This window comes from Heyndrickxia camelliae, from assembly GCF_002844575.1.
In the GTDB taxonomy this organism is placed as follows: Bacteria; Bacillota; Bacilli; order Bacillales; family Bacillaceae_C; genus Margalitia; species Margalitia camelliae.
In genome coordinates this window covers 289,067-312,886 of record NZ_PIQO01000002.1, presented here as the reverse complement: position 1 = coordinate 312,886, position 23,820 = coordinate 289,067, and the positions used below count along the sequence as shown (strand labels likewise).

Genomic DNA, 23,820 nt, shown 5'->3' with positions numbered 1-23,820 from the left:
AAGGAGGGGCATGGAATGAAAGTTGTTACAGTCGGAGACAACTGCATGGATGTTTACCTATCTAGCGGACAAGCATATCCCGGGGGAAACCCTGTAAATGTTAGTGTTTATTTACGAAATTTAGGTGCAGAAACCGCATACGTCGGTTGGGTTGGATCAGATCAATATGGAGACATAATGATCAATTCGATTCAAAGTAAAGGAGTAGATATTTCTCATATATCAAAAAAGGAAGGAAAAACAGCCACTACCCTTGTAGAGCTGGTGAATAATGACCGTCAATTTGGTGACTACGATGAAGGTGTAATGGCAACATTTAAATTATCGATGGAAGACATAGAGTTTATCCAATGTTATGATTGCGTACATGCCGCTATCTGGGGACATGCAGAAGAGTATTATCCTATTTTTAAAGAAAAAGGATTGGTAACCTTTTTTGATTTCTCTGATAAACTGGATCATCATCTTGTCAAAAGATTACCTGCTTTTGTTGACTATCCTTTTTTTTCCTATACAGAAGATGATGCATTTATTAGAAATTTTTTAAAGGAAGTGCAGGCATTAGGATCCAAAGTTGCAGTGGCAACATTAGGAGAAAAAGGTTCACTAGCGTATGACGGGGAACAATTTTATACCGGTGGAGTGGTTAAAACAGAGGTTGTCGATACAATGGGTGCAGGAGATTCCTTTATAGCAGGTTTTATTTATGGAACACTGGAGGGAAGTTCTATTCAAGAGTGCCTGAAATTGGGTGCTGAGGCTGCTTCTAAAACGATAAGATATTTTGGTGCATGGTGACGGAAATTGGGAATCAATGTATAATAGGGTATATAACCATTGATGGAAAAGGACGTATTTAGATGAAATTAAATCCTTCAACCCCGCAGCCATTATACATGCAGATTCGGCAAATGTTAAAGAATGATATTCAAAGCGGGAAGTATCAACCAGAAGAACAAATTCCAACAGAGGCAGAGCTTTGTGAAATTTATAACGTAAGCCGGATTACTATTCGTAAAGCTATTGAAGAACTGGTGAAAGACGGTACATTGACTCGTATCCCACGTCGGGGGACCTTTGTTGCCACGAATAAGTTTCATAATGAATTGTTATCTGTAAGCGGTTTCTCTGAGTTTAGTCATCAGCTAGGTATGATACATAACTCACGGATTTTACGCAGTGAGGTAATAGCTGCTACAAAGGAAGTAGCAGAACGGCTGAAAGTAGAAGAAGGCAGTCCCATTCTCGAATTGGAACGGCTAATGTATGTAAACGATCGTCCACTTTTCTACGATATAGCCCATTATTCATTAATTCACTTTCCGAATTTGGAAAAGAAAATTGTGGGGGATGAATCAACCTATAAGATTCTTCACGAAGAATACGATACGGAAATTGTCAGCAACGATAAGATTATTGATGTAATCGGAGCAACTGCTGAATATGCTAAATTATTAGAATGCGATATTGGCGTAAATCTGTTTCGAATTTTAAAAATAGCTTTTGATTCAAACGATGAACCTGTTCACCTCTCCACTTTTATGTGCGAGACGAACAAGGTCACGCTAACTGTCCATCGTGCAAAATAGATGGGATGAGGGATCTGTCTGGTCCCTCGTCCCATTTAACTTTAATCCTTTCTAGGAAAACAAAATCTAATAGCTAAAGATTTATTGACTCTAGCAAGTGAAAGGTTGAAACAATAAACCTTCCCCCTCAACCCAAGAATAAAAAATGGGAAAAGGGACCTGACCCTGTATTCCAGGTTCTAAATACCCAGCTTTCACTAGGGATTTTGTATGAATTTTCTAAGCTTGTGTTTGTTGTTGTAGACAGATATTTCTGAATATAATATGCTTTTAATATCACTTATTAAAGTAATTTTAAAAAGTGGTGATTGTTTTAATGGATCTTTATTTATCTAGATACTATCTATTTATGACCTGATGGAGGTGAGTGTGTTTTTTTATTCCAAGCACTTTTTCAAGTTACTTTAAAAAGTTGAAAGGAGCAGGTGGTATGGATAAAAAGCCAGTGAAAACGATTCTATTAAGTGCATTATCGCTTGTACTGATGACCAGTGTTCCCATCATGCCAAAACCTGCAGTACATGCTGCAAGCAATGATCCGACTGCAACACCGAAAACAGATTTCTTCACCTCATTCGAGAAATCTGACCCGCAGCTTAATTGGGTGAATACTGTAGAAACAGATAAAAATGGAGAGAAAATGACCGAGGGAATTGATGGAAATGTAAAGCGTGATTCCATTCTTGGGGATATCACCGATAAGGTTGTGGAAGTAAATGCAAACGCTAACAATCCGCCGAATGAAGTGGATACGAAATTAATTGATGGGGATTCCGCAACAAAATGGCTCGCTTTTGAAAAAACAGCAAATATAGTGTTTAAATTTTCTGAGCCTGTGACGATTGTGAAGTATGCCCTTACCTCTGCAAATGATTATGATGGCAGGGATCCTCAAGATTGGACTCTTTATGGTTCTAAAGATGGTTCCACTTGGACAGCTTTAGACTCAAGAAAAGGCGAAGATTTTAAAGAGCGTTTCCAACGTAAAATATACGATTTTGCGAATACAACTGCTTACCAATATTATAAAGTCGATATTACCAAGAATTCCGGTGACAGTATTACCCAGCTTGCCGAGATTGCTTTTTCAAATGGAATTGAGGTTCCAGATCCGCCGCCGGGAGACATGAAGTCACAAATAGGGAAAGGACCAACATCCTCCTACACGGCAAAAACTAATGTAGGTTGGACAGGACTAGGTGCCCTAATGTATTCCGGAACCCATCTTTCCAAAGGTAGAGCTTATTCCTATAACAAAATATATGATGTTGACATTCCAGTAACGAAAAATTCAGAGCTCTCCTATTACATCGCCCCAGAATTTACAGACAAAAATCATAATGACTACTCCAGCACATACGCATCCATAGATTTAGCCTTTTCAGATGGAACCTATCTTCATGATTTAAAAGCAACAGATCAGCATGGGGTCGGATTGAACCCGCAGGACCAAGGAAAGTCAAAATACTTATATGTGAACCAATGGAATTTTATCAAATCCAGGATTGGGGACGTAGCTGCAGGCAGAACGATTAAAAGAATTCTTGTTGCTTACGATAATCCGAATGGACCAGGTGCTTTTAGAGGAAGTATTGACGATGTAAAAATTGAAGGAAATCCGGTTGCGGAAAAATATGACGCGCTTTCTGATTATGTCAATATCCTAAGAGGTACACAGTCGAACGGTACCTTTTCACGCGGAAATAACTTCCCTGCGGTAGCACTTCCGCATGGTTTTAACTTCTGGACACCAACTACCAATGCGGGTTCAGACTGGATTTATCAATACAATGAGAGTAATAACGCGGATAATCTGCCGCAACTTCAGGCATTCTCTGTCAGCCATGAACCAAGCCCATGGATGGGAGACAGGCAAACCTTTCAGGTGATGCCATCTGATTCTAGTGCGGATAAACCGAATGCAAATCGTTCGGCACGCGCCTTAGCTTTTAAACATTCAAATGAAATTGCGAAACCTTATTATTACAGTGTAAAGTTTGAGAATGGAATCCACACGGAAATGACACCGACAGATCATGCTGCGATGTTTAAATTTACTTTCAGTGGGGATACCTCTAATCTGATTTTTGACAATGTAAACAATAACGGCGGACTCACACTTAATCAGGAAACGGGCGAGGTTACAGGCTACTCCGATGTAAAAAGCGGCCTATCAACTGGAGCGACTAGGCTTTTTGTATATGCAAGATTTGATAAACCTGTTGTAAAAAGCGGAAAGCTAACAGGTGGCGGTGGAAACAATGTAACCGGATTTGTTCGCTTTGATACCTCTAAAGAAAAGGTAGTAACAATGAAGATTGCTACTTCCTTAATCAGTGTTGATCAAGCTAAGAAAAATTTAGAACAGGAAATTGGCTCGAATGATACATTTAATAGTTTAAAAGACAAAGCGCAAAAACAATGGGATCAGCAGTTAAGCATTATTGAAGTGGAAGGGGCAACGGAGGATCAGTTAGTAACCCTTTACTCCAATATGTACCGCTTATTCTTGTATCCAAACTCAGCCTATGAAAATGTTGGAACAAAGGAAAATCCTGAGTACAAATATGCAAGTCCATATTCGACAGCAACTGGGCAAAACTCAGAAACGAAGACTGGTGCAAAAATTGTGGATGGAAAGACCTATGTCAATAATGGTTTTTGGGATACGTACCGAACCGCTTGGCCAGCATACTCTTTATTAACCCCGACGATTGCTGGGGAATTAATTGACGGATTTGTTCAGCAGTATCGGGATGGAGGCTGGATTGCACGATGGTCTTCACCAGGTTATGCAAATCTAATGCCGGGAACAAGTGCGGATATCGCGTTTGCGGATGCCTATTTAAAAGGTGTTACGAATTTTGATGTGCAGAGTTTTTATCAATCAGCCATTAAGGACGCTGAAGTGGTAAGTCCGAACGCAGGAACCGGACGCAAAGGATTAACAACATCTATATTTGATGGATATACCAATACATCAACTGGTGAAGGCTTGGCATGGGCATTGGATGGGTATATCAATGATTTCGGTATTGCCAATCTTGCCAAGGCACTAAGTAAAAAAGCAGATAAGAACGATCCATACAAGGAAAACTATGCAGCAGATTATCAATATTTTATCAATCGTGCCCAAAACTATGTGAATATGTTCAATCCGGCTATTGGATTTTTTAACGGACGAACAGCAAATGGAGCATGGCGTTCTACTGCAGACAATTTCAATCCGGCAGTCTGGGGTTACGATTATACAGAAACCAATGCTTGGAATATGGCGTTCCATGTTCCGCAAGATGGGCAGGGGCTAGCCAATTTATATGGTGGGAAGGAAGCACTTGCTGCAAAACTCGATGAATTTTTTAACACACCGGAAACTGGTCTAAATCCTGGATCCTATGGCGGAACCATCCATGAAATGAGAGAAGCGCGGGACGTACGTATGGGCATGTTTGGTTTCAGCAACCAGCCAGCACATCATATTATTTATATGTATGATTATGCCGGTCAGCCTTGGAAGACCCAGGAATTAGTTCGCGAGGTTCTTAATCGCTTATATATCGGAAGTGAGATTGGTCAAGGATATGCTGGGGATGAAGACAACGGAGAAATGTCCGCTTGGTATATCTTCAGTTCACTAGGATTCTATCCTTTGAAGATGGGAACTCCAGAATATGCCATCGGTGCACCTTTATTTAAAAAGGCAACCGTTCATCTTGAAAATGGAAAATCCATCGTAATCAATGCACCGAACAATAGCAAGGAGAACAAATACGTGCAAGGTGTGAAGGTGAATGGAAAAGAATACAGTAAAACTTCTATCCAACATGCCGATCTTATGAAGGGGGCAGTCATTGATTTTGATATGGGATCTAAACCTTCGAAATGGGGCAGTGGAAATGAGGATGCACCAAAATCCATTACTTCCAGCGCAACAGATGGTACAACATTAAAAGCACTGCCTTTACGAGATATGACGGATCATTTGTTGGCTGATGGCAAAGGGACAGTTTCAAGTAAGGGTGAGTTATTGTTTGATAATAATTCCAATACACAGGTAACATTGGATAGCAAGTCGCCTACGGTAGATTATCAATTTAAAGAAGGCAAACGATTGGTGAAAATGTATACTGTAACATCCTCTAGTTCAGGGGCAGAAAAGGATCCAAAATCCTGGGTACTAAAGGGCTCTAATGATGGAGAGAACTGGACTGTGCTGGATGAGCGGAAGAACGCAACCTTCCAGTGGCGCATATATACAAGAGCATTTGAAATAAAGAATCCTGGCAAATATTCTTATTATAAACTTGAAGTCACAGAAAATGGTGGAGCAGATAACACCTCTGTAGCAGAACTAGAGTTGCTTGGTTATGATGATTTAACATCCGACTATGAATCTGTTCAAAAATTAATCGATGATATGAAATCAGAAAAAGAAATCAAAGGGCCAATAGTTGTCCAATTAACCAACAGTCTAAAAAGCTCGCTAGATCATTATAAAAAAGAGCATAAAGATCAGGCTATCAAACGCCTTGAAGATTTCATAAAACATTTGAACAATAAAGGTTTGGAGGACAAGATCTCTGCAAAAGCTAAAAAGGTTTTATCAGCGGATGCTAATCAATTGATGGTACTACTAAATCGGGAGTAGTGGGAAAGAGGGTCGGTTCTCCTTTCCCATTTAAGTGGATACAGGGTTGACTCTTCCATCCACATTTTAAAGTAAACATTAAGAACGATGGGGACGGTTTTTTAGCTTCATTTGTATGGAAGCAAAGAACCGTCCCTCATTTCTTATGGTATGATCATCATTAACCAAAACACATAAGAGGTAGGAACAATGAAAGAATATGTGGAGCAAATCCTGAGAAATGTAAACACAACAAAGGTTCTTGATTTTATTAGAAAGAGAGTAAGAGTGACAAAGGCTGAATTGGCGGAAGAAACTACCTTAACCTTTGCAGCAATTTCCAATATTATTAATGGTTTATTGTCTGCGGGAATGATAAAAGAATGCGGTGAGGGAGTTTCGAGTGGTGGGAGAAAGCCACTACTATATGAATTAAATTCCGAGGCATTATACGTTGTAGGAATTGATGTTTCCATTGATGAACAAATCAGATTCGGTTTATTTACATTCAATACGATTTTAGTGCATGAATTATGCATGGAACCACCTGATGTAAAAGGCCCGAAAGAATATATTCAAATTATAAAAAAAGGTTTTAACTCCCTTTTAGAAAAAGGAAAAATTGATGATGAAAAGATTCTAGGCATTGGTGTTTCCATTCCAGGACCTATTAATTCATCCACTGGAGAGGTTGTTTCCCCTCCCAATTTGCCTCTTTGGAGAAATGTCCCATTAAAAAGAATGCTAGAAGAAGAACTTCATATTCCTATTAAAATAGAAAAGGATGCTAATTTATCCGCTTTAGGAGAGAAATGGTTTGGTGCGGGAAAAGAAGTAAATAATTTAATTTATCTATTCGTCGGAGAAGGGATTGGAAGCGGTGTAATTTTAAATGGAACATTGATTGGAAATAGTGAAATTGGACATTGTACCATTGACAGTGCCGGTCCGCGCTGTAATTGTGGAAACTATGGATGCTTAGAACTAAAAGCTTCAGGATTAGCAATTGTGAAGAAGGTTAAGGAAGGCCTGCAACTAGGTTATCCATCTAATTATCCTTATCCAAGTAGCGAGCAGATTACATTCTCAAATGTTTTAAAAGCCATTGATAGTCAAGATTCCTTCACGTTAAGGATAGTAGATGAAGCGGCCAATTTTCTAGGCATCGGATTAACTAATGTCATCAATAATTTTAACCCTGACCTCATCATCATTGGAGGCAAACTTGCCGAAAAATACGAAAGAATGCTGGAACTATCAGCAGAAATTGCTAGAAATCGAGCATTTGAAGTTTTTCAAAAAAATCTATCCATTATCCCAGGAAAACTAAAGGAAAAGTCCATTATTATGGGAGCAGCTGCACTAGTTCTGGAGGATGTTTTTGGAGAGGGATGAGGGGTCAGGTTCCTCATTCGCTATATACAAATATGAGTATGTGGAAGGTAAAAATGCCAATTAAAAGAGGACAGTAGAATGGCCCTGTCCCCTTATACAAATTATTTAGGTGATTTAATTAATAGTCCTAAATTATTTGATTGTGTTGTATAAAAATCAAATTGACGTTGATTATATATTACATGATTTTTTAGGATTCTTTTTATGTTCATAAGTTGGTAATCATTATATCTTATATAAACAGTAAATAAGGAGTTCTTTAATTTTTCTAAGTCCTGATACTTTATTTGAAACTTACCCAAATTTCCTGTTATCTGAAAATCGCATATTATTTCATTATCAAATCGTTGCCTATCCCTTATTAAAATGGAGTTAATATTCTTTATATAATCCCCGTATATTTCAAATGTTTGATAATACTCATCATTGAGTACGTAGGAATCACGTGCTATGGCTAACATTGGAATTCTGATTAAGTGGTAATCGTCTTGTAAAAATGGAATTTCAAAATACGGTAACCCATCCTGAATTACATATTTTTTATTTTTGTCTTTCTTGAACCATTCGAATAGTTTAATAAAATCCTCTTTTCTTCCTTGAAGGAATAAATCAAGAGCTGATCGGTAAAATGGTATTTTAAATTCCTCTCTAAAGTCATAGCGTAAATCCTTTGTCGTTTGAATGGCTTTTTCCAGTATATCTATAAATTCCTGTTTGTTATTTGAATTTACAAACAGCATACTGTCAAATGTTTTGACAATATCTTACTCATAAATTCTATTAAGAACCACTTTTTCCTTTTCAAGCGGTAAATTTTTTGATTTTATATAATCTACCACTTTTAAATCCATTCTTCTTTTATCCAATACATTTGTAACTCTAGTTAAAGAGTTTGGGTTATCGTCCATTCTATTTACATAATAAATAGGTTTTGTAGTTGTAGATACCGAAGTAGCATGAAGAAATACATCGGTGAAAAATAGCTTATCCTCCGCAAATTTCATTTCAGGAAAACCTATATCAAATTTCTTAAGTAAAGATAATCTTACCATTCTAGCGGTTGGTCCCATATGGTAAAAAAAGTGTGGAATATCAAAGGGAGAGATGTTTCTTCTCTCTTTAATAGAAGCAAACTCTCCAATTACACTTTGCTTTTCCGTTTCCACTTTAATTGTCTTGCCAACAACATAATCATCATTACTTTCTTCTAATATATTGTAGAGGGATTCTATACCGCTAATATCAAACCAATCATCTGAATCTAGAAAAGTTATATATTTTGAGGAAGCCAGCTCAATCCCGATATTTCTTGGTAATCCAGGCGATCCTGTATTTTCTTTAAGGGAAACAACGCAAATATTATTATACCGAGATGCGTATTCCTTTATTATTTCCAGCGTACTGTCGGATGAAGAATCATCTACTATAATATATTCAATATTATTAAAACCAATAGATTGTTCAATAACTGAATCCATTGTCTTTTTTATAAATTTCTCTGCATTATATGTTGCTGTTACTACAGTTACCAGTTTATGACGTCTTAAAAGTTTATTTTTAAGACTTTTTGGGTTGTTTGTAATTTCTACTTTATCACTATTTAAAAAATCTACTGCTTTTTGTCGGAATGATGTTGACATCATTAACTACATCTCCATTTCACTTATTAAAAATTAAATATGGACATTATTATTGTTACAAATAACCATAAAACAAAGGCATATTATTGTAACATAATTATATTTTTTTAGAAATATATGGATGGAGTCAGCAGCCAAACTGAAAAATAAAGAGAAATACTCCATACCAACTAAAATATTAAGAGTGAGTTAGGTGAAAAATTTATTGTATTGTGAATTATTTTGGATGAATACCTGATTATAATTAATATATACACTAAATTAAATGGAAATAATAGGATTGTGGAGAGGGTGAGTTTATATTTCAATAAAATAGTTCTATTGACCTATGAAAATGGACCCTTGTTTTCTGGTTTAATTATATTTACATTATGAATAGTTAGATAACTTATGTAACAACTGTCTGCTATTGGGTAGAGATGCTAAGAGAACCCTATGAAGATTAATTTGTATTGCATTTTGGTAATACATTTTATGATTCATAGGGTTTTTTGATTTCTATTTACTAGTAGGGGCTGTTCGCTATTATCTGAGATAAAAGCACAAACAGAGGAGGAAAAAGAATGGGGAATTTAAGGTCTTACAAGTGTATCATTTATTCTATTGCTCTTGTTTTGGTTATGGGAAATGCATGGATGTTTCATAGTTCTAAATCAAACGCAACGGAGATTACCTCCATACCAAATTTACTAATCACAGAAGTAGTTCCAGATACAGATAATTATGCTGGATATGATGCATTTGAGTATGTAGAAATCTACAATAATAGCAGTCAAGAGATAAATTTAAAAGGATATCATTTACAATCAGGAGGATGGGACGCAAAAATTGAAACATCTATTAAAATTGCACCGTGGGATACGGTTCTTTTTTGGACAAGAAGGCAAGAAATTCAGCCTATTACATTAGAAGCTTTCAATCATAATTACTTTGCCTCTTACGAAAGTAAATATGTAGATGAAAGCAAATTAAAGACATTAGACAATATTGGCGGGTTGGTTAATAGTAAGACACAGACAGTCTCGGTATTCGATTCAAACGGAAATGAGGTAGTTCGAGCATCCTACACGGGTGATGTTGTTTACACGAATAAATCGATTACATTTACCTATCCACAGGATGACAGTATTGTAATGCAAACTTTATCCGGAAACGTAAAGCCAACACCAGGCTGGATTGATCCTAATCAGGCACCGCTGAGACCAAAACAAGATGAGGTTGCACCGCAAATACCAGCAAATATTAAAGCGGATGCAGGAAACGGTGAAGTATCAATCGCATGGGACCCCAATCCGGAAACTGATCTCTACCGTTATAATGTTTATAAAAATGGGACATTGGAGTATTCGGTATCTCCCGAAAAATATAATTTTACCATTTACGCCCTGACTGGAAATCGAGATGTTACACTTCAGGTGACAGCTGTGGATACATCTGGGAATGAATCAGAAAAATCGTCACCAATAACGGTTACACCAGCGCATCAAATCATTACTCAAGAAGAGAGGTCTTCGAACGATCGAGATCCTAAATATCAAGGATTGTGGAATATAAGTAAGGATGGTCCGGTCATTCCTGGATTAGTTCAAGATCTTGTTCCGCAAGGACTGGGATAAGAACTGGCTGCTTACCATTAATTATTTGGATGATGGCAGACCAGGGACTTTATGTGTGATTGATGCCACTACGGAAAAATTAATAAAATCTGTTGAATTATATAATGAAGATGGTACACCATACACAGGTCATGCAGGTGGAGTAGCAGTTAGTAAGAACCATGTTTGGATTTCGTCTGAAAATTACTTATTTACTTTAAAGATAAGTAATTTAGTGTCAGCGCAAAATAATGATGAGCTTCAGTTTACCAATCAAATTCCGCTTCCTGTAGAAGCGGCCTATGATGTATATGATGATGATAATGGTATTCTTTGGGTTGGAGAATTTTATGAACCTAACAGTTATCCGACAGATTCATCCCATCATTTAGTCAATCGTGCTGGAGAAATGCAATATGCATGGATGGTAGGTTATAAGCTTAAGAGTAATTTAGATATGCTTTCAAGTGAGCAATGGAATAAAGAATCTGGCCAGCCTGCAACCCCTGACTATGTTTTGTCCACAATTGGGAAGGTACAAGGAGCAATTGTCGAGAAGAAAGGAATATCTTTAGTTACTTCTTATGGCAGAGCGAATGATAGCGTACTGTATCGTTATGAAGCCCCATTAAAAGAGGAACCTCATAAACATGTAAAAATAGGTGGTAAGGAAGTGCCGCTTTGGTTCCTTGACGGGCAGACAACAAAGCCGAGGGAAAGTATCGTTTCTATTCCAATGAATGAAGGTGCGGTTCTGGTTAAAAGCGATCTCTATGTCTCCTTCGAATCCGGAGCAAACAAATATCGGTATACAGGCACGTACCCTAGAGACCGCATGCTGAAGATTGATATGAAAACATTAATGAAAGATGATAGAGACATCGAAAAAGAAGAAAGAAAATAAATAGATAGGTGGGAAAAGGGGACAGGTACCACTTCCCATTTCTTGACCGAGGGCTATGTGGCAGTTCCAGTGTCTCATGCTTGGTTGGAGGTGGGGAAAGGGAGCGGACCCTACATTCCACTGGGACAAGGGGAATCTATCTCTCTGTACTATAAAGTAGTTGACAGACTAATTTAAATATTATATAAATGAATTATCAAACTATATTTGGGTAATTTTATGGCCGGAGATGAAGAGATGCCATAGTCAGGAAAAACATGATGATCCATGTTTTTTTGACTATGGCTTTTGTTGTTTCTTAGAGCCAGTAAAATTACACATCTTAGGGGGAAGGGGAAAATTCATATTATGTGATTTCACTTTATGAAACAAATATTAATAAATCTTTAACTATCTATTAATACCACATTAACACCTTAGTATTATCTTATTCTTGTACAATAAATGAAAATTCGAAGGGGGCATTTTGATGAGTTTCGAGCATTTAGATTCACCGCAATTAAAGCGCTTTCAAAGAAAGGTTACGCTTTTATCAGCGGCGGGTACTTTTCTGGATGGATTTGATCTAACGGTTATTGCTGTTGCGATGCCCTTAATTTTAAATCAGTGGGAAATCGGGCCGGGTTTACAGGGGCTAATTACTTCATCTGCAGTAATTGGATCATTAATCGGGGCATTATGGCTTGGTAATTTAACGGATAAATTTGGGCGAAAAGCAATGTATGTCGTTGATTTATTAGCGTTTGTTGTGTTCGCAGCCCTTACCGCTTTTGCACAGGCACCTTGGCAGCTTATTTTGTTCCGTTTCTTACTCGGAATCGGGATTGGCGCAGATTATCCGATTTCAGCAACCCTTGTTTCTGAATTCAGTTCAACGAAAAGTCGTGGGAAGCATAGCACCTCATTAGGGGCGATGTGGTTTGTGGGAGCCGTTGTTGCTTATATTTTCGGAATTATATTGGAACCAATAGGACCTAGATCATGGAGATATATGTTATTAGTCGGGGCTGTTTTTGCACTTATTGTTTTCTTTTTCAGGGTAACACTTCCGGAATCACCAAGATGGTTAGCATCAAGAGGGCGAGAGAAAGAAGCAGAAGAAATTATGTTGAAAATCACTGGTCAAAAGGTCGCCATCAAACCGAATACCGATAAAAAGCAAAGATTAGGGGATGTCTTTTCTAAAACTTTATTCCGCCGTACAGTCTTTGTTTGCGGATTTTGGTTCTGTTATGCAGTTGCTTATTACGGTATTTCAATGTATACACCAACCATTTTAAAACCATTCACACATGGATCACAAATGATGGCATACATCGGATCCGGTACCGTTAGTGTACTGGGACTATTGGGAGCCATTATTGGGATGAATATTGTAGAGAAAATTGGAAGAAGGCCACTTATTATTACATCTTTTACAGGATTATCAATCGCTTTAATTATTTTAGCGCTTAATCCGAGCCCAACAATGGCATTTTTAGTAATTTTATTCAGTCTTGCAGTATTGTTCGCAAACATGGGTGGTGGAATTCTGAACTTTGTATACCCAACAGAGTTATTCCCGACAGGTATTCGTGCAAGTGCAGCCGGTTTGGCAACTGCGGTGAGCCGTATTGGTTCTATTTTAGGAATATTAGTATTTCCGCAGTTAGTGGCTGCATGGGGAAATAGCAAAGCGTTATGGCTATTCGCCATTGCAGGATTAGCAGGATTGATTATTTCAGCTATTATGGCACCAGAAACAAAAGGTAAAAATCTAGAGGAACTTAATCGTGATGTCACATCCGCACTTAACAACAAGACAAATATGGGAGGCAATCATGGAAAAATGGCTTAGTCTTTGGTCAATCGGTCAAGATGGTACATTGAATGACTTTCAATCTATTAAAAATGCCGGTTTTGCTGGTATTGAAATATGGGCAGAGCAGTACCGGTCAAGGGAATATTTAGATTATGCAAAACAAGTGGGATTAAAGATAGGAATTCATCTCCCGTTTCATGATTTGAATTTGGCTACCCCTGATTCTGTTGTCTATGAAAGAACGTTTAATGTTTTAACAGAATGGATAGAGATCTTATCACAATATGGTGGACAGCATGCAACTTTTCATGGCGGATATGCCTGGTCCTCCGAGGAACGGGATGAAACGCTGGTTCGTGTAAAAAAACGTTTGTTGCAGCTAGATGAGAAGGCAAAGCAGCATGGAATTGATTTATTGTTGGAGAACCTCATTCCAGATAAACTAAACTACTGCCACCATATTGCGTCGAATGTGGAGGAATGGTTGGAATTAGTCCATTTCGCGAACATAAAAGCCTGTTTAGATATTGGGCACTTGGCAGTTATGGGGAATGATTTGGAGGAAACAATTGGGAAGTTAGGAAACTCTTTAGGTGCCGTTCACTTGTCGGACAATGATGGAAAAGCTGACCTCCATTTACTTCCAGGTGAAGGAAATGATTTAGCAAATGCTCTTTACGGGTATTTAACAAAATACCAATTTGCAGGACCAGTTGTCTATGAAATCAATCCTTATAAATATTCCTTAAAGGATATAACAGATCACCTATCAAAGGTGGAAGAAAATGTTTAAATTTCAATAACATAAAGATGGGAAGAGAAGAAGAGAAACCCCTGTGCTAAAAATCCTCAACGATGAGGCTTTTTAGCCGGGGGTTTTATTTTATATGGAGGTATATTTTATGGTAAAAGGTTTTATATTCGATTTAGATGGGACCGTTTATTTAGGAAATAAATTAATCGAGGGTGCTTTAGAAACAATCCAATATTTAAAAACTAACGGTCATAAGGTGGTGTTTTTTACCAATAAATCCATCTCTACTCGTCAGGATTACGTGCAAAAATTAAATCACCTTGGGATTGAGGTAACGCTTGAAAACGTGGTAAATTCAAACTATATCACCGCAAAATATTTAAAGAGGCATATGATATCTTCTGATGCTGTATATGTAATTGGAGAAGAAGCATTATTGGAGGAGTTAAGGGAAGAGGGTATCCGGGTAACAAAGGATTCGAGTGAAGCGAATTATATTGTACTTGGCTGGGATCGTGCATTTAATTATGAAAAATTGAATAATGCTTACCAGGCATGGGTAAAGAATAATGCCGTGATAATCGCGACAAACCCGGATCGCACATGCCCTGTTATTGGTGGCCAGCTGCCAGATTGCGCCTCCATGATAGGCGCAATGGAAGGGGCTACTGGCAAATCCGTAGATCTCATAATGGGGAAGCCATCCAAACTAGCAGCGGAATTTGTTGTAAAGGAGATTTTAGAATTAAGCCCACAGCATTGCTATATGGTTGGGGACCGTTTAGAAACGGATATCAAAATGGGAATAGAAAATGGATTGAATACTATATTAGTTTTAACAGGTATTGCCACCATTGATATGGTAAAAGCTTCGGCTGAAAAACCTACTTATATCCTGGAGAGCATTAAGGATATTCCATATTTACAAGAAATCGTGTCGACCCATTAACAAGTTCTTATATAAGGGGGATGAAGATGCAGATAGTTCTCGGAAATGTCGATTTTGAAATGCTTATCAAACTTCTGATATCCGCAATTCTGGGCTTGGCGATTGGTCTTGAACGGGAATTGAAAAGGAAGCCATTAGGGTTAAAGACAAGTTTGGTCATATCCATCGTTAGTTGCTTGTTAACGATTGTTTCAATTCAAGCTGCTTACTCTTTTCCTTCATCAGACGTGGTTAGAATTCAAATGGATCCCCTTCGCTTGGCAGCGCAAATTGTATCTGGAATTGGATTTTTAGGAGCAGGAGTAATTCTTAGGAAGGAGGACGATACCATTTCCGGACTTACGACGGCAGCAATGGTTTGGGGAGCTGCTGGTATCGGCATTGCGACAGGTGCAGGATTTTACATTGAAGCGATTGCCGGTGTAGTTCTATTAATGATTAGTGTAGAACTAATTCCCAGTATCGTTAAGCTAGTCGGATTTAAAAAGCTCCATTCTAAGGAAATAACGCTGAAGCTGATTTTAAAGGATCGCTCAGATATAAAACAAGTAATTCAGGCCCTGCAGGAAAAAGAGATGACAATGGATCACGTCCATATTAAAGAACAAGAAGATCAAACTTATTTACTAGAATTAAAGGTTAGAGTAAGCCATCGAAAAAGCACCTCCGATATTTATGATGGAGTGACGCAAATTAGTAAAATATATCGGACGGAAATCAGTGGATAAAAAAGCGAACCATCTCCCTTTATAGGATGGTTCGCTTTTACATTTATATATCTAAATTCCAAAGAGCAGGGTCCCCTGAAGAAATAGCAAGAGCCCCGGCTTCTAATCCTTGTAAAATTTCCTCTTTTGAACTAATTAAACCGCCAGCAATGATTGGCAAGTTGATCTGAGTGGTAAGCTGGTCAATGATGCTTGGCATAAGTCCCGGCAACACTTCAATCGCATCAGGATTACATGCTTGACACATATCAATGCCTTTTTTTATTGCTGTTTTATCAATTAAGAAGATGCGCTGAATCGTCATCAGCTTTTCCTCTTTTGCGAATTTAATTAATGAATTTTTCGTTGTAATAATCCCCGTTGGTTTCCAGGACTGAGCAATATATTTGATGGCACTTTTTGTATTGGAGAGCCCCTCTATAAAATCAATATGAATAAATATTTGCTTCTTTGCCTTCTTTAACCTACTTAGGTGGTCTGTCATATTTAATAAATTCCCCGTTAACAAAAATACTATATTAGAATTGCTAGTTATCGCCTTATCGATATCCTCTTCATTTTTGATGGAAGCAATGACTTGCGACTGCACAAGATCAACTATATTCATTAGAAGCATCTCCTTGTAAGTTCTCGTTTCCTATTTATTTCTATAATCTAAAAGAAATTTCCTTCTTAAAATAGAGAGGAAGGGGCAGTCTTGAGTATCCATTTTCTACTGTAGGAGAATTGTGGTTACAGGAGGAATTAAAAGCAAAGATTACTTTTCAAGGAAATATTATACGGTGGAATATTTTAATAAATTGGCAGTGGAACTAGAGGGTATAGAGAAAGAAATGGCGAGGAAACTTGTGGAAATAGCTCATCAAGTATGTTCCTATTCTAATACGACAAGAGGAAGTTTTGAGGTAAGTATCAAGATTGTACAATTATAATGAAATATTATCTTTCATTATTTGTATAGATGAAATCTAATTGGTAGGGGCAGTCACCTGAAAAACAGCCTAGCATCTTTTTATAGGCTTTAGGCTGTTTATCATGGCTTAATTATATTTAGGTTATTCCTCTTACTCCAAGGTTTATATGCAATTGATCTAGTTAAACTAAATCGTACTTGAGTATGGAAATATTATATTACGAGCTTGTTCCCTTAGCGGATGCAATGCTTGTTGGATTAAGTAGAACGGTTCTTTGATATTGAAAGCAATAATATCAAAAGCTTTTTCTATCGTATCTTTAATAGTTTCTATACCAGAAGAGTTTACTAGAATATCAATTACGGATGTTCCTACTTGTTCCCAATTCATTATCTAATTGTTATATTAGTTTGTTGACATCACAATCGAATTGAGTTCAGCTTCAATGTGGTTTGTTAAAATGATATTAACAGTTTCTTCGTTTTCCTATCTTCCTCAAGTTTTTATTACGGGTCTACTGTAAGATGTTCCAGAATCTAAATTAAATTTCTTCGCCTTCTTTGTTCAATTGACTCATAATGTGAATGAATTCTTTTGCTGCAGGTGTGACTTCATCAAAAGAGTGTGCAACGATACCGATATCTCGACTTATCCTTGGATGAATATCTTTAATGATGAGATTATTAGGAACAGAAGACAGTGTGAATTTCGAAATTATGCCTATGCCCAAGTTCCTTTTAACCATATTAACTAACGTTTCGGCAGTTTGCACAGTAAGGTTCTCTTTAAACGGAATGTTGTGTTCTTGAAGAATAGTAAATAGAGCGGTCTCATGTCCACCTTTACAAAATATAATTTCATTCTGATATTCCTCAAAATCAATCTCCTCTTTACTCCTTGATGAATGATGCTCCGAAATGATTGCGACCATATAATCATGTACTAGAATTTCATATTCATAATCATCGAAAGGGGAAGTAACAATCCCTATATCAACCGTTCGATCCTTTACCCATTCTTTGATTTGATTTGAGGTTCCTTCAAATAGCTCTATACTAACGAGCGGATATTTTGACCTATATAAGGCAATGGTTTCCGGCAGGAGATTCGTTGATGCTGCAGGAAATGAACCCACTTTTACCTTACCACTTAAAAGTTTATTCTCCTGGCTAGCAATTTGGTAAATTTTGTTCTCAATCACCTTCAGCTGCCTGGCTAATACCAGGATTTCTTTCCCCACATCGGTGAGCAGTAAACCATTATGTTTATCTCGAATAAACAATTTGATATTTAGCGAAGTTTCTAGATTTTTAACCGCCTTGCTTACTGCCGGCTGTGATATATACAGTGCTTTAGCAGCTTCCGTAATATTCAATTTCTCTGCGACTTCCAAAAAAATTTTGAGATTGTTTATATTTATGTTCATAACTATTTGGTTATCCCTCCTATTTAAAAAATGTATTTTAGTTATATCAAAATATACTATATGATATTAACCATCAGTCAATACCTCAGAAAAAAGTTCATTGGCAATGAAACATTCCTAATTCCGAGGATGGACAGTTTTAACTATAAGGAGGAAATGTTTTATGAGTATTCACCCTCAAGAAAGAAGCCTATCAAAATCATCATTAGTCCAATCATCTCGTTCCTGGAGGATATGGACAACCGCCTGGATGGTAACGGCTGTGTTCATTCTTTCGAACTCTGCGACCCCGCTCTATGTGCACTGGCAGCAGGATATAGGCTTTTCCAACGGGACACTCACTCTGGTCTTTGCGGCTTACATCGCGGGCCTTCTTGTTACGCTTCTTATTGCTGGTCAGCTTTCTGACCGATACGGACGCAAATTAGTGCTGTTCCCCGGTCTGTTTGCAGCCGTTCTTGCCTGCCTCTTGTTCGCTGCTGCTTCATCTGTAATTACTCTTCTCACTGCCCGTTTTCTATCGGGTATTGCTGTCGGCGTTATCGTCTCAGCAGGGATGGCGTCGGTCCTGGATGTTGGAGGGCCCAATCGGAGGAAGTTGGCTTCGCTTGCGGCATCGGTAGCCATGGTCCTTGGTGCGGGACTCGGTCCACTGCTAGCAGGTGCCTTTGCCGTGATATTTACACGGCCGGTAGTACCAATCTTTATAGTCGAACTTGCTATATTGGCAACTGCTTTTCTCGTTACAAGTACATTACCAAAAAGACAAATCCATTTTGAACAGCAGAACAACAGGCGTTTGTTCTTGCCAAGTGTACCTAAAGTAAACCGACTAGACCTGGCCTTCGGCATTGCCATTTTTGCACCTGGCATTACAGCGACATCCTTCGTGTTATCGCTTGGCCCCTCGCTTCTGGCAAAGCTTCTACACGTAACGAGTCCTTTCATCGCGGGCAGTACGGCCTGTATTATGTTCCTGACGGCAACAGGCGTACAGTTCGCGGTCAAGAAACTTCACGTTCGAATCATTTTCTTGACCGGTGCTTCTGCCACCATCCTTTCTATGGTTAGTATTGCGGTGGCTGTTAATGCCTCTGTCGCAGCGATGCTCGTGGTCTCCGCCGTTCTTGCTGGTGCCGGTCAGGGCCTTGGGCAACTTGGAGGCCTGACATTAATTGGCCTTAATGTTCCGGAACATCGCAGAGCCGAAGCAAACGCAGTACTCAACATCGGCGGTTATATTCCCGCTGCTATCTTCCCCATTTGCACGGGTTACCTTATCGATATAACGGGGCTGGCATTCGGGGCCACAGTCTTTGCCGTTATCCTGTCTATGGTATCCGTGGCTGCGGCGCTTTTTGTTCGTACGCGACTTCGGAGGGAATGAGAATGGTGCCGTTACTGTTAAATAAAGTTTGAGCAAAGATTCATTACTAACTAGCATTTTACGATAAATAAAAAGAATCCATTTTGAAAAGGTGATCAAATGGATTCTTTTTCAGCAATTTTAAATTTCGGTTTTATAAAAAATTTGAATGAAGCCTGCGGAGGCTCATTTGAATATGTTTATAAAAATTTCGATTGCAGGAAGTTTAGGCGAAAAAACTCCATTTTACTACATTGTTTTTTAGATTGATGGGCATCTATGTACTAATTTGTCGAACTTCTAGAAGTTGCACTCGCAAAAGCCAGCATTTAGACAAGGGTAACCTTTAAACTGTGAGTAACAGCATTAAATACAATACCCAAATGAACTCTCCACCTCTAATTAATATGTCATATTGTTATTGTGACATGCCTCTAAATCCATCTATGGGAGAAAAATAATAATAAAAAAAGAACAATACTACTATTTCAGAGCAAAGTCCAAAGTATTGTATGCTTTCTCTTAGTCTCTAATCATAGAAAGCAGTAGGTGACAAGCGAAAGTAAGCATTTTTATTTTTCTCTGCCAACCTAATGACATTCACAATATTTCTCAGTTTAAATCTGACAAGAATTGTCGAAAAACAAAACTATCAACCGATTATTTTGTCAATTCTTTTTAATTTAAATTATCAAAAAAATATATTGACAACCTCAAATCGAGGTCGTAAGATAGGATTTAAATATAACGATATATAATGTTATATTAAATTGCATAACGTTATCTAGAGAGGGTTGCTTTAAAACTAACCTTTCTACATAAAAAATAAGGAGGTTGTACTATGACAACAGAAATTAACGTAGGGGTAAAATCGCAAATTAAAACGGCATTGGCAGAGGTTAATAAAAGAGATATTAAGAATGTGTTCTTTGTGGCATGTGGGGGATCTTCCGCACTTATGTATCCAAGTAAATATGTGATGGATCGTGAGGCAAAAGGAATAGATTCCTATCTTTATAGTTCTAATGAATTTATCTATCGAAATCCAGTCAAACTTGGTGTGAATTCACTTGTTATCCTATGCTCTCATTCAGGTACAACTCCTGAAACGGTTGAATCTGCAAAATTTGCACGATCCAAAGGTGCACTGGCAATATCATTAACCAATGAACCTGAATCTCCTTTAGCGAAAGAATCCGACGTCTTTTTGAAATATGAATGGGGTAAAGAGGCAGATGCTTTCGCAACTAATTATTCTGTTATGTATCAGCTAGTTTTTGGAGTGTTGAATTTAGTAGAGAACAACGACAAATATGAAAGAATCGAGAAAAATCTAGAAAAATTACAATCTACCTATAATAGAGTTTTAAAGCACACAGCAGCTGCTGCGCACGAGTTTGCTGAAAAACATCAAGATGAAAAAATTATTTATACAATGGCAAGCGGTGCCAATTATGGTGTAGCATATTCCTTTGCAATCTGTATTTTAATGGAAATGCAATGGATTCATTCTCATGCCATCCATGCAGGGGAGTATTTCCACGGACCTTTTGAAATTCTCGATAAGGAGACTCCATTTATTATCTTGCTTGGTCTCGATGAGACAAGACATCTTGAGGAACGCGCTTTATCATTCTCCAAGAAATATGGAGAAAAATTAACGGTTCTCGATGCGAAAGAATATGATCTATCCGATATTGATGAGGAGGTAAAAGGATATATCGCACCGTTAGTACTTAATTATGTATTACGCCAGTATGCAGATAAGTTAGCTGAGAAGCGGAACCATCCTTTATCTTTGCGTCGATATATGTGGAAAGTAGAATATTGAGCATTCATTTGGGAAAAGTGGGCATCCGCTTTTCCCGGATCTTTATTAGCTGAAATAGGGGGGAGAAGGAATGAAAAAATTATTCACGGTGTTTACCATATTCGTTTTATGTATGTCCGTATTAGTCGGATGTTCCTCTTCAACATCATCCTCAGGGGATGGGAAGGTAATCCAACTTAATTTCTTTCATCGCTGGCCAACGCAACCTAAAAAAGCCTTCTTTGAAAAAGCTGTCAAGGAATTCGAAAAACAGCATCCCAATATTAAAATCAAGACAGAAGCTGTATTGAATGACTCTTATAAGGAAAAAATTCGTGTCGTATTAGGATCAAGTAATCCGCCTGATATTTTTTTCTCCTGGAGCGGTGAATTTGCATATAACTTTGCCCGGGCAGGAAAAGCTTTAGATTTGACTGATATGATTAAAGAGGATAAGGAATGGTCGGACCAAATTATCCAATCCCAATTTATCCCCTTCACCTTAGACGGGAAGACCTATGGAGTTCCATGGTCCATGGATGGAAAATCCTTCTTCTATAATAAGAAAATATTTAAGCAATTAAACTTGGAAGAACCAAAGACATGGACTGAATTTATGGATGACCTCCAAATAATTAAAGATGCCAATATTACCCCAATAGCTTTTGGAAGTAAGGCACCATGGACCATTTCTCATTATATTGGTACGTTAAATCAACGCTTAGTACCTGAAGATGTTATTAAAATTGATTACGATCCGAAGAATCCCGAGGGAGATTTCTCGAATCCTGGTTATGTAGAAGCACTTAAGAAATTTAAGGAATTAGAACCATACTTTAATAAAGGCGTAAATGCGGTAGACCATGAGTATGCAAGACAACTATTTAAAAGTGGAAAAGCCGCTATATGTTACATGCAATATGCAGAAATTGGAATGGTGGAACCAACCCTTAAGGACGATCTAGGAGTATTTAAATTGCCGGCAATCGAAGGTGCGAAAGGAGACCCTAATGTTATTACAGGAGCACCGGAGGGAATTATGATTTCCTCTAAAACTAAACATCCTAAAGAAGCAATGGAATTTATAAAATTTTTAACCTCTAAAGAAAAGGGAATCCAACAAGTGAAAGAAGTAAATGAATATAGTGCAACGAAAGGCACACTTACAGATCAAAATTCATCCCCACTTCAGCAGAAGGCAGTTGATCAAATTGTGAATGCTAACCGAACTGCGCTTTGGTTAGATACGGATTTGGATATTAACATCGTGGATGCTTACTTAAAAGGAGCACAACTTATGTTAGATGGTAAAAGGACACCTGAAGAAGTCATGAAAGAAGTTCAAAAAGCAGCAAAAGAGGTAAAACAATCATCTGCAAAATAAAATAAAAAAGGTGGATGTTTGTCCACCTTTTTTCCAAATCGAGGTGAAAAGAAATGCTTCATGGAAAGAGAAAAATAACTCCATATCTTTATTTAGCACCATGCTTACTTTTCCTGCTGTTTTTCGTTTATTATCCTATTGTGGAAAACATACGCTATAGCTTCTTTGATTTTTCAGCATTTTCACCGAGTAAAACATTTGTAGGGCTTCAAAACTTTATTGATTTATTGCATGATAAAGTGTTTTACATAGCATTAAAGAACAATATTCTTTATGCTGTCATTTCAGTGGTATGCCAAGTGTTTGGCGGTCTTATACTAGCTGCAATACTGGAAGCACCGATTACCAGACTGTTATCTGGCTTTTTTCGCACCGTCTTTTTTCTGCCCGTTGTTATTTCTATAACAGTGATTGCCTTGCTTTTCACCTTTATATACGACCCACAAATAGGTATTTTAAACAACTTTTTAAGTTTAATAGGGTTAGAGGATTGGACGCGAGCATGGCTAGGGGAATCGGAAACGGCTATATTTGCCGTTATTGCAGTTTCTCAATGGCAAAGTATTGGTTATATTATGATGCTTTTTATTGTTGCCATACAAGGGATCCCAAAAGAGCTATATGAAGCGGCCGATATTGATGGTGCTGGGGGAATCAGAAAATTTTTAAATATTACAGTCCCACAAGTGAAGGAAATGATCTTTGTTACTACCTTAATTACCTTAACCGGTGCCTTTACAGTTTTTAATGAACCATATATTCTAACCGGAGGAGGACCGGGAAACTCCAGTGATGTCTTAGGAACCTTGCTATATCATTCTGCGTTTTTTGAGGACAAGATGGGGTATGCATCTACGATTGCCACCGTTATTTTAATCTTGACATTAATGATATCTGTTATTCAAATGAAATTATTTAGAACTGGAAAGGATGGTTAA

20 protein-coding genes are annotated in these 23,820 nt (G+C 37.7%); 15 read left to right on the top strand and 5 right to left on the bottom strand.

Going from position 1 to position 23,820, the window contains the following annotated elements; all coding sequences use genetic code 11:
• Window positions 1-15: 15 nt before the first annotated feature.
• The 4 genes from frlD to CWO92_RS04775 all read left to right on the top strand — a co-directional run bounded on the left by frlD (window position 16) and on the right by CWO92_RS04775 (window position 7,611).
• The gene (frlD, locus tag CWO92_RS04790; RefSeq protein WP_101353053.1) at window positions 16-798 is read left to right on the top strand and encodes a fructoselysine 6-kinase; all 783 of its coding nucleotides are present in this window, start codon (window positions 16-18) and stop codon (window positions 796-798) included.
• 62 nt (window positions 799-860) lie between these two features.
• A complete protein-coding gene (locus CWO92_RS04785) occupies window positions 861-1,589 on the top strand; it encodes a GntR family transcriptional regulator (protein ID WP_101353052.1) in 729 nt (242 codons plus the stop codon).
• 430 nt (window positions 1,590-2,019) lie between these two features.
• Window positions 2,020-6,237 carry a GH92 family glycosyl hydrolase gene (locus CWO92_RS04780; RefSeq protein ID WP_233269973.1) on the top strand — a complete coding sequence of 1,406 codons (4,218 nt, stop codon included), beginning with the start codon at window positions 2,020-2,022 and terminating at the stop codon, window positions 6,235-6,237.
• Between the two features lie 189 nt (window positions 6,238-6,426).
• Window positions 6,427-7,611, top strand: coding sequence for an ROK family protein (locus CWO92_RS04775; protein ID WP_101353051.1), 1,185 nt, complete (start codon window positions 6,427-6,429; stop codon window positions 7,609-7,611).
• A 101-nt stretch (window positions 7,612-7,712) separates the two neighbouring features.
• Here the strand turns inward: CWO92_RS04775 and CWO92_RS04770 are convergent, their stop codons facing one another.
• Window positions 7,713-8,351 (bottom strand): hypothetical protein, encoded by a 639-nt coding sequence (locus CWO92_RS04770; protein WP_101353050.1) that lies wholly within the window; start codon window positions 8,349-8,351, stop codon window positions 7,713-7,715.
• A 24-nt stretch (window positions 8,352-8,375) separates the two neighbouring features.
• Window positions 8,376-9,254 (bottom strand): glycosyltransferase family 2 protein, encoded by an 879-nt coding sequence (locus CWO92_RS04765; RefSeq protein WP_101353049.1) that lies wholly within the window; start codon window positions 9,252-9,254, stop codon window positions 8,376-8,378.
• Between the two features lie 560 nt (window positions 9,255-9,814).
• Here CWO92_RS04765 and CWO92_RS04760 point away from each other — a divergent pair.
• The 6 genes from CWO92_RS04760 (at window position 9,815) to CWO92_RS04735 (ending at window position 15,982) form a co-directional block, all read left to right on the top strand.
• On the top strand, window positions 9,815-10,867 hold the full coding sequence (locus CWO92_RS04760; protein ID WP_101353048.1) for a lamin tail domain-containing protein: 1,053 nt from the start codon (window positions 9,815-9,817) through the stop codon (window positions 10,865-10,867).
• A complete protein-coding gene (locus tag CWO92_RS04755) occupies window positions 10,845-11,750 on the top strand; it encodes a hypothetical protein (RefSeq protein ID WP_101353047.1) in 906 nt (301 codons plus the stop codon). The genes CWO92_RS04760 and CWO92_RS04755 overlap by 23 nt, the downstream gene beginning before the upstream one ends.
• 469 nt (window positions 11,751-12,219) lie before the next feature.
• Window positions 12,220-13,587, top strand: a complete 1,368-nt coding sequence (locus CWO92_RS04750) for an MFS transporter (RefSeq protein ID WP_101353046.1) — start codon at window positions 12,220-12,222, stop codon at window positions 13,585-13,587.
• Window positions 13,571-14,344 carry a sugar phosphate isomerase/epimerase family protein gene (locus CWO92_RS04745; RefSeq protein ID WP_101353045.1) on the top strand — a complete coding sequence of 258 codons (774 nt, stop codon included), beginning with the start codon at window positions 13,571-13,573 and terminating at the stop codon, window positions 14,342-14,344. Before CWO92_RS04750 ends, CWO92_RS04745 begins: the two co-directional genes overlap by 17 nt.
• Before the next feature lie 109 nt (window positions 14,345-14,453).
• Entirely contained in the window at window positions 14,454-15,254 is an 801-nt protein-coding gene (locus tag CWO92_RS04740; RefSeq protein WP_101353044.1) for an HAD-IIA family hydrolase, read from the top strand.
• A gap of 26 nt (window positions 15,255-15,280) precedes the next feature.
• Window positions 15,281-15,982 carry an MgtC/SapB family protein gene (locus tag CWO92_RS04735; protein ID WP_101353043.1) on the top strand — a complete coding sequence of 234 codons (702 nt, stop codon included), beginning with the start codon at window positions 15,281-15,283 and terminating at the stop codon, window positions 15,980-15,982.
• Window positions 15,983-16,025: 43 nt separating this feature from the next.
• Here the strand turns inward: CWO92_RS04735 and CWO92_RS04730 are convergent, their stop codons facing one another.
• Entirely contained in the window at window positions 16,026-16,589 is a 564-nt protein-coding gene (locus tag CWO92_RS04730; protein ID WP_101353042.1) for a glycerol-3-phosphate responsive antiterminator, read from the bottom strand.
• A gap of 175 nt (window positions 16,590-16,764) precedes the next feature.
• Between CWO92_RS04730 and CWO92_RS25235 the strand changes: the two genes are divergently transcribed.
• Entirely contained in the window at window positions 16,765-16,914 is a 150-nt protein-coding gene (locus CWO92_RS25235) for an OsmC family protein (protein WP_207767781.1), read from the top strand.
• 168 nt (window positions 16,915-17,082) lie between these two features.
• Here CWO92_RS25235 and CWO92_RS04720 read toward each other — a convergent pair whose 3' ends face one another.
• Together CWO92_RS04720 and CWO92_RS04715 are read right to left on the bottom strand one after the other, a co-directional pair.
• A complete protein-coding gene (locus tag CWO92_RS04720; protein ID WP_101353040.1) occupies window positions 17,083-17,286 on the bottom strand; it encodes a Rossmann-fold NAD(P)-binding domain-containing protein in 204 nt (67 codons plus the stop codon).
• A gap of 151 nt (window positions 17,287-17,437) precedes the next feature.
• Window positions 17,438-18,322, bottom strand: a complete 885-nt coding sequence (locus tag CWO92_RS04715) for a LysR family transcriptional regulator (RefSeq protein ID WP_101353039.1) — start codon at window positions 18,320-18,322, stop codon at window positions 17,438-17,440.
• Between the two features lie 163 nt (window positions 18,323-18,485).
• On the opposite strand from CWO92_RS04715, the gene CWO92_RS04710 reads away from it, so the two are divergent.
• The 4 genes from CWO92_RS04710 (at window position 18,486) to CWO92_RS04695 (ending at window position 23,820) form a co-directional block, all read left to right on the top strand.
• Window positions 18,486-19,709 carry an MFS transporter gene (locus CWO92_RS04710; RefSeq protein ID WP_101353038.1) on the top strand — a complete coding sequence of 408 codons (1,224 nt, stop codon included), beginning with the start codon at window positions 18,486-18,488 and terminating at the stop codon, window positions 19,707-19,709.
• An 820-nt stretch (window positions 19,710-20,529) separates the two neighbouring features.
• Entirely contained in the window at window positions 20,530-21,519 is a 990-nt protein-coding gene (locus CWO92_RS04705) for an SIS domain-containing protein (RefSeq protein WP_101353037.1), read from the top strand.
• 70 nt (window positions 21,520-21,589) lie between these two features.
• Window positions 21,590-22,882, top strand: coding sequence for an ABC transporter substrate-binding protein (locus CWO92_RS04700; protein ID WP_101353036.1), 1,293 nt, complete (start codon window positions 21,590-21,592; stop codon window positions 22,880-22,882).
• Window positions 22,883-22,935: 53 nt separating this feature from the next.
• Window positions 22,936-23,820, top strand: coding sequence for a carbohydrate ABC transporter permease (locus CWO92_RS04695; RefSeq protein ID WP_101353035.1), 885 nt, complete (start codon window positions 22,936-22,938; stop codon window positions 23,818-23,820).

Excerpts from the sequence above, each read along its gene's own strand:
- CWO92_RS04775 (WP_101353051.1), top strand. The coding sequence starts at position 6,427 with ATGAAAGAATATGTGGAGCAAATCCTGAGAAATGTAAACACAACAAAG.
- CWO92_RS04710 (WP_101353038.1), top strand. The coding sequence starts at position 18,486 with ATGAGTATTCACCCTCAAGAAAGAAGCCTATCAAAATCATCATTAGTC.
- frlD (WP_101353053.1), top strand. The coding sequence starts at position 16 with ATGAAAGTTGTTACAGTCGGAGACAACTGCATGGATGTTTACCTATCT.
- CWO92_RS04695 (WP_101353035.1), top strand. The coding sequence starts at position 22,936 with ATGCTTCATGGAAAGAGAAAAATAACTCCATATCTTTATTTAGCACCA.
- CWO92_RS04760 (WP_101353048.1), top strand. The coding sequence starts at position 9,815 with ATGGGGAATTTAAGGTCTTACAAGTGTATCATTTATTCTATTGCTCTT.
- CWO92_RS04720 (WP_101353040.1), bottom strand. The coding sequence starts at position 17,286 with ATGAATTGGGAACAAGTAGGAACATCCGTAATTGATATTCTAGTAAAC.
- CWO92_RS04705 (WP_101353037.1), top strand. The coding sequence starts at position 20,530 with ATGACAACAGAAATTAACGTAGGGGTAAAATCGCAAATTAAAACGGCA.
- CWO92_RS04750 (WP_101353046.1), top strand. The coding sequence starts at position 12,220 with ATGAGTTTCGAGCATTTAGATTCACCGCAATTAAAGCGCTTTCAAAGA.
- CWO92_RS04745 (WP_101353045.1), top strand. The coding sequence starts at position 13,571 with ATGGAAAAATGGCTTAGTCTTTGGTCAATCGGTCAAGATGGTACATTG.
- CWO92_RS04780 (WP_233269973.1), top strand. The coding sequence starts at position 2,020 with ATGGATAAAAAGCCAGTGAAAACGATTCTATTAAGTGCATTATCGCTT.
- CWO92_RS04730 (WP_101353042.1), bottom strand. The coding sequence starts at position 16,589 with ATGAATATAGTTGATCTTGTGCAGTCGCAAGTCATTGCTTCCATCAAA.
- CWO92_RS04740 (WP_101353044.1), top strand. The coding sequence starts at position 14,454 with ATGGTAAAAGGTTTTATATTCGATTTAGATGGGACCGTTTATTTAGGA.
- CWO92_RS04785 (WP_101353052.1), top strand. The coding sequence starts at position 861 with ATGAAATTAAATCCTTCAACCCCGCAGCCATTATACATGCAGATTCGG.
- CWO92_RS04715 (WP_101353039.1), bottom strand. The coding sequence starts at position 18,322 with ATGAACATAAATATAAACAATCTCAAAATTTTTTTGGAAGTCGCAGAG.
- CWO92_RS04700 (WP_101353036.1), top strand. The coding sequence starts at position 21,590 with ATGAAAAAATTATTCACGGTGTTTACCATATTCGTTTTATGTATGTCC.
- CWO92_RS04735 (WP_101353043.1), top strand. The coding sequence starts at position 15,281 with ATGCAGATAGTTCTCGGAAATGTCGATTTTGAAATGCTTATCAAACTT.
- CWO92_RS04770 (WP_101353050.1), bottom strand. The coding sequence starts at position 8,351 with ATGCTGTTTGTAAATTCAAATAACAAACAGGAATTTATAGATATACTG.
- CWO92_RS04765 (WP_101353049.1), bottom strand. The coding sequence starts at position 9,254 with ATGATGTCAACATCATTCCGACAAAAAGCAGTAGATTTTTTAAATAGT.